Below are 13,263 nucleotides of genomic sequence, written 5' to 3'. Positions count from 1 at the left end.
CGACATTGTCGCTGCCGGGCACCTTGCCGACGACAAGGCCGTTGTCGGGCGTGTAGCACGGCACGCCTTGCGCCCAGCTCGCGATCGTCGAACCGCGCAGCGGCGGGAACACAGTCTGCAACTCGGCAAGCTCCTGCTCGGAGGTCTCCCGCATCAGCTCGATATTGTGCGGCTGGCCAGGTTCGATCTCGTTGTCGTCGGTCTTGTAGAGAGGTTTGTAATGCCGGCCGGTTCCCCACATGACGGCGCCGAATGTTTCGCGCAGCCACAGCCGCAATTCGCGGCACTGGACGGTGGGAATGGTCGACGGCAGCCCGCGATCGTCGGTGACGATGCGCGTCGCGACGACGCGCAGCAGCGGCAACTTCCAGCCGAGGCCCGATATGACCTGGTTGTTCCATGCGCCGGCGGCAACGATCACGCCGTCAGCCTCAAGGCTGCCCTGATCGGTCTCGATGGTCACCCGATCGCCTGCATCATGGACGGCCGTCACGCGTGTGCCGCTGCGAAAAACGCCGCCCAACTCGCTGATCTGGCCGGTCAGCACACCCATTGCCAGCTTGGTGTCGAGCTGGATGCCATGCGGATTGTAGGCCGCCGAATGGACCCGCGCCGGATCGATGAGGCCCTGCATCTTCTGGCCAATCTGCGCGGCGTTCAAATCCTGCATTTCCGGTGGGGCATAGGGTGAGTCCAGCACCGGTCGGACGAAGCGTTCTCGCCCGTCCTCGGTCAGCGCCATGATCAAGGTGCCGTTCGGCCGATAACCGATCTCGACGCCGACCTCGTGCAGCCTGCGATAGAAATCGAGGCCATATTGCTGCAGCTGAAGGCCCTCTTCGCCAAGCGGGATCATGCCGGCGGACCAATGGGAGACGAAGCCAGCACCAGCGCTTGTGGTTGCGGCACCCGGCTGGCCGGCATCGATGACCGTCACCCGGCGCACGCCGGACCGCAGCAAATGGAAAGCCGCGCTGCAGCCGATAATGCCGCAGCCGATCACGGCGATATGCCTGCTATCGCTCCCGCCATGGCTTCCGTTTGAGCTCATCTTTGTTCTCCCTTTTGCCGATGGTTCGGTCGGAGCGACATGCAGCGACGGCGACCATACAGGCCCGTTCGGAGCTGTCTAGACACATGTGTCTGTGGCCTGATACTTGATGCGCACTGCATCTGGATCACACGTCCGGAACGCCGCTTGATCCGGCCTTCCGTCGTGTTGGCGTTGCGAGAGAGTGAGGAAAAAGTGAGCGTTTCGACTGCCGCCAAGGCCATTTTCGACAGTGAAATCATATGGGACGCGCATTCCGGCTTCATGCCGGATCCGGCTGCGGACCTGAACAATCTGCAGATCTGGCGCGACGCCGGCATCGACTATCTGTCGATCGATGTCGGCTTCGACCTGTTGCCCTGGGAGCAGACAGTGCGGACGCTCGCAAATTTCCGTCACTGGATCCTTGCCAATCCCGAGCACTACACGCTGGTCTCCTCCGTCACGGAAATCCGCAAGGCCAAGCTCGAAGGAAAACTGGCGATCACCTTCGATATCGAGGGCATGAACGCACTCGACGGCCGCATCGAGATGGTGGAGTTCTATCACCATCTGGGCGTGCGCCAGATCCTGTTCGCCTACAACAGGAACAACCTCGCCGGCGGCGGTTGCCACGATGTCGAGACCGGCCTGACGGCGTTCGGCCGCCAGGTCATCGACGAGATGAACCGTCTCGGCATGTTCGTCGACGTCACCCACACCGGCTACCGCACCTCGATGGAGGTGATGGAATACTCGAACCGCCCTGTCATCTTCTCGCACTCCAACGCCAAGGCCCTGTGCGGCCATGGCCGCAACATCACCGACGAGCAGATAAAGGCCTGCGCGCGCACCGGCGGCATCGTCGCGATTGTCGGGCTCAATCGTTTCCTGGGAGAGGGACGCACGGACTCGGACAGGCTGGCTGACCACATCGAATATCTCGTCGACCTAGCTGGCCCAAATCATGTCGGCATCGGACTGGACTACGCCTTTCCGGTTGATGTCAAAGGCATCGACCGCATCATTTCCGACAATCCGCAATTCTGGCCCAAGAGCGAATATCCGGAAGGGGCGACGACCTACGCGGCTCCCGGCCAGATGCGCGAACTGACCGATGTGCTTCTGCGCCGCGGCCAGTCCGAGCAGACCGTGCGCAACGTCCTGGGCGGCAATTTCGTGCGCCTGGCGGCCGAAATCTGGAAGTGAAGGTAGCGGAGAGCGCGTCTCCGCTCCAGCTCTTGATCCAGGCCCCACCGAATGGCGGGCCAGGCCGCACCGTGTGCGCGATCACATTTCGCGCTTAGCCGCTTGCCTATGCCGACGCAGCGGCGGGGTCGGATCGGATATCAAGATTTCCCGCAAGATCGTCCGTATCCAAGATTCGGACATGCCGGCAAAATTTTCGCTAGACATAGATGTCTATTATTAGCAGTTTTAGCGGACCGGTACATTCGGCCCGGCTTGGAGAATGGCCCGCGGCCTGAAAAACAAGACAACGAAAACAGCAGAGGGGTAGAGCATGTCCATTCTAGCCGACACCAGGATTTCGCGCCGCAGCTTGCTCGCCGGAGCCGGCGCTTTCGGCCTCGCCTCAATGGTCAATCCAAAAGTTTCCTGGTCGAGCGACGGGCCGATCCTCAAGGTGCGATCCTACGCCGACATCCAGACGCTCGACCCTTGCTTCCGGCTGGCGGCGCCTGAAGGCGACATCACCAGCGTCATCTTCGCCGGCCTCGTCGTCACCACGCCGGGCGATAGCTGGAGCTGGCGGCCCATGGCGGCGGAAACGATCAAGCAGCTCGATCCGCTGACCGTCTCCTTCCAGCTGCGCGACAATATCGGCTTCACCGATGGCTACGGCCAGATGACGGCCGAAGACGTCAAGTTTTCGATCGAACGCATCGCCGACCCCGCCAACAAGAGCCCCTATTCCGGCGACTGGGCAACGCTCAAGGAGGTCGAGGTCAAGGACAAGCTGTCGGGGCTGATCCACCTGAAGCAGGCCTTCGCGCCGCTGTGGACGTCGACCTTGCCGACGCCGTCCGGCACCATCCTGTCGAAGCGCGCCATCACCGAACTCGGTGGCAAGATGGGCGTCAAGCCGGTGGCCCAGTCGGGCCCCTACATCCTGAAGGAATGGCTGCCCAAGCAGCGCACGGTGCTGGTCCGCAATCCCGACTGGAAGTACGAGCAGGGCGCCTTCGCGGAAATCCACATCCATCCGATCGAGGATGAGAAGACCGCCGAACTTGGCTATGAGGCCGGCGACCTCGACTACACCTGGACCGCGGTCTCCTCGATCTCGCGGCTGAAGCAGACACCGCCGCCAAAGACGACCGTCGTCGAGAAGCCTTCGCTGGCCTTTGTCTGGCTCGGCATGAACCAGGATGTCGCCCCTTTCGACAATCCGAACATGCGCCGCGCGGTTCAGTACGCGGTGGATCGCAAGGCGGTGGTCGACGCTGCCTATTTCGGTGCGGCCGCCACGGCCACCGGCATCATCGCGCCCGGCCTGCCTGGCCATCGCGAGAAGAACCTCTTCGATTTCGATCCGGACCGCGCCCGCGACATGATCGCCAAGGAGGGGCTGGCCGGCACCACGATCACGCTCGACATCCTCAACAAGACCGAGCGGCTGACCGCGGCGCAGGTCGTGCAGTCGAACCTGCAGGATGTCGGTCTCACTGTGGAGATCAAGCAGAACGACAGCGGCACCTTCTGGACGCTTGGCGCCAAGGAAGGCGACTACTACAAGAAGCTGCAGATGATCATCAGCCGCTTCTCCATGCAGCCGGACCCGAGCTGGGCCACCGCCTGGTTCACCCGCGACCAGATCGGCGTCTGGAACTGGGAGCGTTTTTCCAGCGAGGAATTCGACAAGCTCAACGCCGAGGGCATGGTCGAGCTCGACCCGGCAAAGCGCGATGTCATCTACAAGAAGCTTCAGGACCTGATGGAGGAGAACGGCAATTACGTTTTCCTGACGCATGAGGTCACCGGCATCATGAATCGAGACACGCTTGTGGCCGGCCTGAAGCCGAACGGCGAACCCGTGTTCACCGACTTCAAACCGGCATGACATCGGCGGGCGGGGCTCGTTCCCGCCAAAGACCGTCCGACAGGTACTGGAAATGATCCGCTACGCCCTCAAGCGTCTGTGGCTTGGCGCCATCATCATCAGCGTCGCCATGATGATGATGTTCGCCATGGTCTACCTCATTCCCGGAGACCCGGCCTCCGTCGCGCTGGGGCCACGCGCGACGCTGGAGATGAAGGAGGCGCTGCGCGAGCGTATGGGCTTGGATCAACCTGTCTGGCGGCAATTCGTGAACTTCTACGGCTCTGCCTTGCATGGCGATCTCGGCACCGAGGTTCTGTCGAACCGGCCGGTCCTGGACGTGGTGATGGAGCAGCTTCCGTTCACGCTGGCGCTGGTGGTCGGCGGCATCACGTGGTCGGTGGCGCTGGGCATCCCGCTTGGCTGCATCGCAGCGGTGCGGCGCGGCGGCTTTGTCGACCAGGTGATCGGGGTCCTGTCGGTGGCGATGATCGCCGTGCCATCCTTCGTCGTCGCCATCTATTCGCTGCTGGTGTTTGCGGTCGCCCTGCAATGGCTTCCGGCGATCGGCGCCGGCGAACCGGGCGACCTCGCCAGCCGGCTTCAGCACCTCATCCTGCCGTCTCTGGCGGTCGGCCTTGGCTGGATCGGCTATATCTCGCGCATGGTGCGCGCCTCGATGCTGGAGACGCTGGAGGCCAGCCATATCCGCACGGCGCGCGCCTTCGGCCTGACCGAGCACCGGATCGTCTACACCTATGCGCTGCGCATCGCCGTGCTGCCGACCATCACCTTGCTCGGCGTCGGCATCGGCCACATGCTGTCGTCTTCCGTCTTCGCCGAAATCGTCTTCGCCCGTCCCGGCATCGGCAAGCTGGTCTATGAGGCGATCTCGGTGCGCAACTATCCAATCGTCTCCGGAGCCGTGCTGGTTACCACGGTCTTCTTCGTCCTCGTCAACGTAGCGGCCGACATCCTGGTCGGCCTATTGGATCCCCGTGTCAGATCAAGTTTCAACTGAGCTGCCATCCCGCAGCTTCCGTCTCGGCATGATATGGCGCACCGTGCGCCGCATCATGCGCGAACCGCTGGGCGCCATCGGCCTGACGCTGGTGACGGTGGTGGAGCTGTCGGCGGTGTTCGCCAGCGGCCTGACCAGCTATGCGCCGAGCAAGATATCGCCGGCCGAACGTTTCGCTTCGCCGAGCCTCCTGCACCTGCTCGGCACCGACCATCTCGGCCGCGATCTTCTCACCCGGGTGCTCTATGGCGGGCGCGTCGCGCTTTTGATCGCGCTGGGCGCGACAGCGGTGTCGCTGGTTGTCGGCGTGGTTCTGGGGCTGATCGCAGGCTATGGGCCGCGCTGGCTCGACAATGTGCTGCTGCTGATCTTCGACGCCGTGAAGAGCTTTCCCACCGTCATGCTGGCGCTGACGCTGGTCACCCTGTTCGGCCCCTCGCTCTACGCGGTGGTGCTGGTGGTGATGCTGGTCAATGTTCCGGGCTATGCCCGCATCATCAGAACCCAGACGCTGGTGCTCAAATCAGCCGAACATGTCATGGCGGCGCGCTCGATGGGCGCCAGTGCGGGCCGCATCCTGCGCGTCCACATCCTGCCCAACATCATCGGCCCGATCCTGATCTTGATATCGATGGACATTCCCGTGGTGGTGGCGATCGAGGCCGGCATGAGCTTTCTCGGGCTCGGCGTGCGGCCGCCGACGCCGAGCTGGGGCGCGATCCTCAATGACGGCTTCGCCAACATTCGCGATTCCTACTGGATCGTGATTGCCGGCGGCCTGCCGATCGTGCTGACGACACTCGGTTTCACCTTCTTCGGCGAGACGCTGCGCGACCTCTTCGATCCCCGGCTGAAGGGGCGCTCATGACGGTTCTCGAGGTCAAGAATCTGAGCGTCGCCTTCCACACCGAGAGTGGGCCACTGGAGGCGCTGAAGCAGGTGAGCTTTTCCGTGCCGGCCAACCGCAGCGTCGGCGTGGTCGGCGAATCCGGCTGCGGGAAATCGACGCTCATCAACGCCATTCTCGGCCTGCTCGCCGACAATGGTGAAATCACATCGGGCGAGATCATCTTCGAGGGCGACAAGGACCTTGCCCGGCTCGACCCCACCGCGATGCGCGGCTTGCGCGGCCTCAGGATCGCCACCGTGTTCCAGGACCCGATGGGTGCGCTCAACCCGGTGCTTTCAGTGGGGCGCCAGATGCGCGACATCCAGTATCGCTCGAACCTGTCGAAGCGGGACAAGGATGCGCGCTCGGTCGCAATGCTGCGCAAGGTTCGCATTCCCGATCCGGAAAGCCGGCTGACGCAGTTTCCGCACGAGTTCTCCGGCGGCATGAAGCAGCGCATCGCCATCGCCATGGCGCTGATGATGGAACCGGCGCTGCTGATCGCCGACGAGCCGACGACTGCGCTCGATGCGACGCTGGAGGTGGCCACTATCGAACTGCTCAAGGATCTGCAGCGCGACATCGGCTGCTCGGTGCTGTTCATCTCGCATCATCTGGGCGTGATTGCCGAACTCTGCGACGAGATGATCGTGATGTATGCCGGTGAGGTGGTGGAGAGCGGCACGACCCGCGAGATATTCCACGACGCCCGACATCCCTACACGCAGAAGCTGCTGGCCTGCGATCCGGCCCGGCTGTCGCAGCGGGTTGCCCGCCTGCCGACCATTGCCGGGACCTTGCCGGACCTGCGCCGCCGGCCGAGCGGCTGCGTCTTCCAGCCGCGCTGCGATCGCGCCGACGCCCAATGCCTGACGCCGCCCCCCAGCGCAGTCCTCGGTGGGTCTCACATCGCCCACTGCTGGCATGCGGACATTCCCTTGGGAGCGATGAACGCATGAGCTCCGACGACCTGCTCCGCGTCAGCGATTTGCGAGTCTCGTTCCGGGTTGGCGGCCTGTCCGCCAGGCTCGCGGGGCGGGCCACCGAGATCGAAGCGGTGTCCGGTGTCAGCTTCACGCTTCAACGAGGCAGCACCTTCGCGCTGGTCGGCGAATCCGGCTCGGGCAAGACGACGCTGGCGCGCACGCTCAACGGTCTTCAGCCGGTGAAAGCGGGCACGATCCTGTTTGAAGGGCAGGAACTGCAAGGCCTGTCCAACACCGCCATGAAACCGGTGCGGCGGCGCATGCCGATGATGTTCCAGGATCCGGTCGGATCGTTGTCGCCGCGGCTCAGCGTGCGGTCGCTGCTCTCGGAGCCTTTCGTCATTCACGGACTGTCGGATCGCGATCTCAACGCCGAAGTCACACGGCTTCTTGCGCTGGTCGGACTGCCGCGCGATTTCGCCGACCGCTACCCGCACCAGCTTTCCGGCGGCCAGGCGCGCCGCGTCGGTGTGGCGCGGGCGATCGCGCTGGACCCGGTGCTGGTCGTCGCCGACGAACCGACCGCCGGCCTCGACGTCTCCGTGCAGGGAGAGGTGCTGAACCTGCTCAACGATCTGCGTGACCGCATGGGCTTGTCGATGCTGATCATCACCCACAATCTGCATGTCGTGCGCCAGATCGCCGACCGCATGGCGGTGATGTATCTCGGACGCTTCGTCGAGCAAGGCGAAACCGAAGCGATCTTCCGCGCGCCGCATCATCCCTATACGGCGGCCCTTCTCTCGGCCAATCCAGAGCCCGATCCCGACAGGGTGCATCAGCGCATCACGCTGCCGGCTGACGTTCCGTCCTTGTTGGCGCGCCCTTCAGGCTGCGAATTTCACACACGCTGTCCGCAGGCCCAGGGCCGCTGCGCGGTGGATGTCCCCGTCCCGGTCGCAGTTGGCGACAGCCGTCTGACCTGCCATTTCCCGCTGAACACATAAGGATCGCCACCGGCGCAAGTGTCGGCCGGGGCGTTGAGAGGAGCCGCCATGCAAGATATCCGCGTCGTCACCGATTTCCCGCGCAAAGTCCGCGAGATCGAGAATTTGTGGATTCCGATGCCGGACGGCGTCAAGCTGGCCGCACGCATCTGGTTGCCGGAAGACGCGGAGGCCGATCCGGTGCCGGCGATCCTCGAATATCTGCCCTATCGCAAGCGTGACGGAACGGTGGAGCGCGATGCGCTGACGCATCCCTATTTCGCCGGTCACGGCTATGCCGGCGTGCGGGTCGACATGCGCGGCTCGGGCGACAGCGAGGGATTGTGCAAGGGTGAATATCTGAAGCAGGAGCAGGATGACTGTTTGGCGGTCATCGAATGGCTGGCTGGGCAATCCTGGTGCTCGGGTAGTGTCGGCATGATCGGCATCAGCTGGGGCGGCTTCAACGGGCTGCAGGTCGCCGCCCGCCGCCCGCCGGCGCTGAAAGCCGTCGTCTCGCTGTGCTCGACCGACGACCGCTATAATGATGACGTGCATTATCTCGGCGGCGCGATGATGTGCGACAATCTGATGTGGGGAACCACCGCTTGGGCCATCGCCATGACGCCACCGGATCCGCTTGTTGTCGGCGACCGCTGGCGCGAGCTTTGGGAGCAACGGCTGAACGGCAACGGCATCTGGATGCAGGACTGGTTCGAACACCAGCGCCGCGATGATTTCTACAAGCACGGTTCAATCTGCGAGGATTATGCCGATGTCGGGATCCCGGTCTATGCCGTCGGCGGCTGGGCCGACGGCTATCCCAATCCGATCTTCCGGATGCTGGAAAAGCTGAGCGGTCCTCGCAAGGGCCTGATCGGACCCTGGGGCCACAAATATCCGCACTTCGCCATGCCCGGCCCGCGTATCGGCTTCCTGCAGGAGTGCCTGCGCTGGTGGGATCAATATCTCAAGGGCATCGACACCGGCATTGCCGACGAGCCGATGCTGCGCGCCTGGATCCAGGATCCCGCACGGCCGGCGGCGATCTATGACGAGCGGCCCGGCCGCTGGGTGGCGGAACCGGCGTGGCCGGGACCCGGCGTCGGCGAAAAGGTGCTGCACCTTGCGCCGCATGTGCTGAGCGAAGCCAAGGGCGCAAACGCGATCCTGGAGATTTCATCGCCGCAGACGGCCGGCCTGTCGTCCGGCGCCTGGTGCGGTTATGGCGTCATGCCGACCTTGCCGGTCGACCAGCGGACGGAGGAAGGCAATGCCCTGATCTTCGAGACGGTGCCGTTGACCGAGGCGATCGAGATCCTTGGCTTCCCCGAATTCGAAGTTAAACTCTCCTCCGACAAGCCCGTCGCCCTTCTGTCCGCCACGCTGTCGCAGGTATTTCCTGAAGGTGCCGCCTCGCGTATCAGCTACGGTATTCTCAATCTGAGCCATCGCAACGATGATCTGGACATCGCACCCATGGTGCCGGGCCAGGCGGAGACCGTCCGCGTCAAGCTGCGCTGCTGCGGGCAGCGTTTCGAGGTCGGCGAGCGTATCCGGCTGGCGCTGGCGACATCGCATTGGCCGATCGTCTTCCCGACGGCCGAGCAGGCGACGTTGTCGATCCATTGCGGCGACAGCCGGCTGATCCTGCCGGTGCGCGCGCAGCAGAAGCTGGACGACACACTGGGGGTTTTCCTGACTCCGGAAAGCGCCGCGCCGATGGAGCAGGAGGTGCTGGCCAAGGGCGACGGCTTCCAGCGTTCGGTGTCGACGGACCAGGTCACCGGCGAGACCGTCTATCAGGTCGCCAATGATGGCGGCACGGTGCGGCATCCACATACGGGAATGGTGCTCTCGGCGAGGCATGTCGACCGGTTCATCATCCACCCCGACAATCCGAACTCGGCGGTCGGCACCTGCACCTGGGACAAGTCCTATGGTCGCGGCGACTGGCAGGTGCGGCTTTCAGTGAAGGCGACGGTAAGGGCGCTGCGAAAGGTCTGGCGGATCGAGACCCACATCACCGCCCATGATGGCGATGAGCTGATCGTCGACCGCAACGAGGTCAAGGAGTATCCGCGCGATCTCAACTGAGAGCGACTGCGACGCTGCGGTTAGGCCATCGACTTCGGCAAGGCAGCCGCCAGCGCATCGACGGCCAGCCGCACCTTCAGCGGCAGATGCGGGGTCTGCAGCCAAAGCGCGTGGCAGTCGTAGAGATATCGCGGCTGATCCGGCAACAGCGCCAGCAGAACGCCGGCTTCAATGCGCTCGCGCACCAGCCACCAGGGCAACCAGGCAAGGCCCATGCCGTCGGCAGCCGCGTCAGCGATGGCATCGAGATCGTCGAGCCGCAGACGGCCGGTCGGTATGATCTCCTGCACCGGTTGCCCCTCTCGCGCAAATAGCCAGGGCTGAATGATCTGGCCGAGCCGGCGGTAGACAATTGCCTGATGGTCGGCGAGATCCTCGATCTGTCGCGGTTCGCCATGAATTCTAAGATAGGAAGGTGCGGCGCAGACGACCATGTCCTGGCGCGCGACGCGGCGTGCGATCACCCCCGCCTTGTCGCCCAGAGCACCGGTCCGAATGGCGAGATCGTAGCCATCCTCGGCAAGATCGGCGAAGCGATCGCTGAGAGATAGATCGAGTTCCAGCATCGGATATTGCCGGGCGAGTTTCAGCAGCACGGGCGTCACGCAGTGGCGACCGAAATGCGCCGGCATGGTGACGCGCAGTTTTCCGCGTGGCTCCGAAAACTGGTCGGCGGCGAGCGCATCTGCGGCGTCGGCCTCGGCCAGCACCACCCGACAGCGTTCATAGTAAGCGCGGCCGAAGTCGGTCAGGCTCTGCCGGCGCGTGGTCCGGTTGAGCAGCCGCACGCCCAGCCGTTCTTCGAGAAACCGGACATGCTTGCCAACCATCGGTCCCGAGACGTCCAGGGCGACCGCTGCTGCCGCGAACGAGCCGAGATCGACGGCCTTGACGAACACGGCCATGCTTTCGAGCCGATCCATATTCGGAACTCCTGGTTTCTACTGTTCTTCTCTTGCAGCCATTTATCCCCGGACGGTCTATCTGCATAGCTCATTCGGTTCAGATGATTTGGAGTATCCCGAATGACACGTGTGGTTCGCTTTCACCAGCATGGCGGCCCCGAGGTTCTGCGCATCGAGGACGTCGAGCTTCCCCCACCGGGTCCGGGCGAAGTTCAAATCCGCGTCAAGGCGCTCGGCCTCAACCGCGCCGAGGCGCTGCTGCGCGCGGGTGCCTATATCGAGACGCCGACGCTGCCCTCCGGGCTTGGCCTCGAGGCGGCGGGTGTTATCGAGGCTATAGGCGACGGCGTGAAGGATTTCGCGCCGGGCGACGGCGTCAGTGTCATCCCGCCGCAATCGATGATCCGCTGGCCGGCCTATGGCGAGCTTGCCACTTATCCCGCGGAACTTATCGTCAAGCACCCGCCGTCGCTCGACTGGCAAACGGCAGCGGCGGTCTGGATGCAGTACCTCACCGCCTATGGCGCGCTGATCGATATCGCCGGGCTGCACAGCGGAGACCACGTGGTGATCACCGCAGCGTCGAGCAGTGTCGGGCTTGCCGCGGTCCAGATCGCCAACAGTGTGGGCGCGACGACGATTGCGGTGACGCGAACATCGGCGAAGATGCGGGCGCTGCTCGAGGCCGGTGCGGCCGAAGTCGTGGCCTCGACGGAGGAAGATCTGGCGGCGCGGTTGAACCAGATCGCCGGGCCGCGAGGCGTGCGCGTCGTGTTCGATGCGGTCGGCGGCCCGATCTTCGAGCCGCTGACGGCGGCCATGTCGAAGGGCGGCATTCTCATCGAATATGGTGGGCTCAGCCGCGAACCAACGCCGTTCCCACTGTCAGCCGTGTTGGCCAAGACGCTGACACTGCGCGGCTACCTCGTCCACGAGATCACCGGCAACCCGGCGAAACTGGAGGCCGCCAAGGCGTTCATCCTCGAAGGACTTGAGGTTGGGACTTTAAAGCCGATCATCGATAGGACCTTCGCGTTCGACCAAATCGTCGAGGCGCACCGCTATCTGGAATCGAACGAGCAGTTCGGCAAGATCGTGGTGACGATCTGAAATCGTGGTGACGATTTGAAATCGTGGTGACGGTCTGAGCAACGATGGCGAACAAATCATTCTTGCATGGCAATATCGCCCCTTGAAGGCGCGGCGCTGCATTCCTAATTGTCCCCTGCGGGCCGGGCCCCTCTGACTGTCGCTTTTGGCGATCGTGATGTCGGACCGCTTTAACGGGCTCGTTTCCATGTTTTCGGTCAAGCGGGCTCAATCTTTTTCGGTTTGGAGCCCCGTATGACATCTACTTCCCTCCTTGGCATGACTTGCCCCTCCTGCCGCGTCGCGCTCGTGATGAGCGAACGCCAGGGTATCGAAATCGACTACTGTCCGCAGTGCCGCGGCGTCTGGCTTGATCGGGGAGAACTCGACAAGATCATCGAGCGTTCCGGCAGGGAAGCGGCGCCCGCGCCGCAGCCACAGCCGGCAGCATTCTCCCAGCCACCACACGGCCAGGGCCGCGATGACGACTATTCCCGCTCGCACGGCCACCGCTATCCGAAGCGGAAGAAATCATTTTTCGAAGAGTTGTTCGATTGACCGGATAACGCCGGCACCCGGCGACGGTTGAAAATTTCCGAAACCGCAGAGACAAAGGTTCATCTCCGATGACTTCCCGTACAAGCCGATTTGCAGCCCTCTTTGCAGGACTGTTCCTGGCGTTTTCGATGGTCGCGATAGACCATGCCGAGGCGCGCCGCGGCGGCAGTTTCGGCAGTCGTGGCATGCGCACGTTCCAATCGGCACCGCCGACCAGGACCGCACCGGCCCCGACCGCTCCGGTCGAGCGTTCGATGACGCCCAACACCGGTGTGAACAACGCGGCCCGGCAGCCACAGGCCGGCCTGCAGAGGCCCGGCTTCATGAGCGGCTTCGGGGGAACGATGATGCGGGGCCTGCTGCTCGGCGGCCTGATCGGCCTGCTCGTCGGCCAAGGCTTCGGCGGCCTGGCCGGCATGTTCGGTTTCCTGCTTCAGGCCCTGCTCATCGGTGGCGCGATCATGCTGGCTATCCGCTTCTTCCGCTCGCAATCGGCGCGTGGTCCTGCGCCAGCGCTCGCCGGTGTCGGCAATGCCCAGGCTTCGAGATTTGAGAACCGCGCAACGGCAGGGCAGCAGACTGCAGGCTCCTTCACAATTCCCGGCTTTGGCGGTGGTTCGGGCGGAAGCTCTCCGGCCATCGGTTCTGATGAGATCACGCTGGCTCAGACCGACCTCGACGCATTCCAGCAGCTGTTGACC

Annotated in this window: 11 protein-coding genes and 1 pseudogene; 10 read left to right on the top strand and 2 right to left on the bottom strand. The window is 63.7% G+C overall.

Going from position 1 to position 13,263, the window contains the following annotated elements:
• Positions 1 to 1,051 (bottom strand): FAD-binding oxidoreductase (locus EOD15_RS15600; RefSeq protein WP_148129559.1); only part of this gene is annotated, 1,051 nt, incomplete at its 3' end.
• Positions 1,052 to 1,246: 195 nt separating this feature from the next.
• Between EOD15_RS15600 and EOD15_RS15595 the strand changes: the two genes are divergently transcribed.
• The 7 genes from EOD15_RS15595 to EOD15_RS15565 all read left to right on the top strand — a co-directional run bounded on the left by EOD15_RS15595 (position 1,247) and on the right by EOD15_RS15565 (position 10,010).
• The gene (locus EOD15_RS15595) at positions 1,247 to 2,239 is read left to right on the top strand and encodes a membrane dipeptidase (RefSeq protein ID WP_127319939.1); all 993 of its coding nucleotides are present in this window, start codon (positions 1,247 to 1,249) and stop codon (positions 2,237 to 2,239) included.
• 313 nt (positions 2,240 to 2,552) lie between these two features.
• The gene (locus tag EOD15_RS15590; RefSeq protein ID WP_127319941.1) at positions 2,553 to 4,112 is read left to right on the top strand and encodes an ABC transporter substrate-binding protein; all 1,560 of its coding nucleotides are present in this window, start codon (positions 2,553 to 2,555) and stop codon (positions 4,110 to 4,112) included.
• A gap of 52 nt (positions 4,113 to 4,164) precedes the next feature.
• Entirely contained in the window at positions 4,165 to 5,112 is a 948-nt protein-coding gene (locus EOD15_RS15585) for an ABC transporter permease (RefSeq protein ID WP_127319943.1), read from the top strand.
• A 28-nt stretch (positions 5,113 to 5,140) separates the two neighbouring features.
• Positions 5,141 to 5,980, top strand: coding sequence for an ABC transporter permease (locus EOD15_RS15580; RefSeq protein WP_127319945.1), 840 nt, complete (start codon positions 5,141 to 5,143; stop codon positions 5,978 to 5,980).
• Positions 5,977 to 6,960, top strand: a complete 984-nt coding sequence (locus EOD15_RS15575; RefSeq protein WP_127319947.1) for an ABC transporter ATP-binding protein — start codon at positions 5,977 to 5,979, stop codon at positions 6,958 to 6,960. The genes EOD15_RS15580 and EOD15_RS15575 overlap by 4 nt, the downstream gene beginning before the upstream one ends.
• On the top strand, positions 6,957 to 7,934 hold the full coding sequence (locus EOD15_RS15570) for an ABC transporter ATP-binding protein (protein ID WP_127319949.1): 978 nt from the start codon (positions 6,957 to 6,959) through the stop codon (positions 7,932 to 7,934). Before EOD15_RS15575 ends, EOD15_RS15570 begins: the two co-directional genes overlap by 4 nt.
• A 48-nt stretch (positions 7,935 to 7,982) precedes the next feature.
• Positions 7,983 to 10,010, top strand: coding sequence for a CocE/NonD family hydrolase (locus tag EOD15_RS15565; protein ID WP_127319951.1), 2,028 nt, complete (start codon positions 7,983 to 7,985; stop codon positions 10,008 to 10,010).
• 20 nt (positions 10,011 to 10,030) lie between these two features.
• On the opposite strand, the gene EOD15_RS15560 is transcribed toward EOD15_RS15565, so the two are convergent.
• Positions 10,031 to 10,933 (bottom strand): LysR family transcriptional regulator, encoded by a 903-nt coding sequence (locus tag EOD15_RS15560; RefSeq protein WP_127319953.1) that lies wholly within the window; start codon positions 10,931 to 10,933, stop codon positions 10,031 to 10,033.
• Positions 10,934 to 11,035: 102 nt separating this feature from the next.
• Between EOD15_RS15560 and EOD15_RS15555 the strand changes: the two genes are divergently transcribed.
• From EOD15_RS15555 to EOD15_RS15545, 3 genes and pseudogenes are all read left to right on the top strand, one after another.
• Positions 11,036 to 12,025 carry a zinc-dependent alcohol dehydrogenase family protein gene (locus EOD15_RS15555; RefSeq protein WP_127408612.1) on the top strand — a complete coding sequence of 330 codons (990 nt, stop codon included), beginning with the start codon at positions 11,036 to 11,038 and terminating at the stop codon, positions 12,023 to 12,025.
• A gap of 234 nt (positions 12,026 to 12,259) precedes the next feature.
• On the top strand, positions 12,260 to 12,562 hold the full coding sequence (locus tag EOD15_RS15550; RefSeq protein WP_127322825.1) for a zf-TFIIB domain-containing protein: 303 nt from the start codon (positions 12,260 to 12,262) through the stop codon (positions 12,560 to 12,562).
• A gap of 68 nt (positions 12,563 to 12,630) precedes the next feature.
• A pseudogene (locus tag EOD15_RS15545) lies at positions 12,631 to 13,263 on the top strand (hypothetical protein); the annotation flags it as partial.

The sequence above is a fragment of the Mesorhizobium sp. M7A.T.Ca.US.000.02.2.1 genome, from assembly GCF_003996995.1.
Classification (GTDB): domain Bacteria; phylum Pseudomonadota; class Alphaproteobacteria; order Rhizobiales; family Rhizobiaceae; genus Mesorhizobium.
This window is presented reverse-complemented; position numbering and strand designations above follow the sequence as displayed.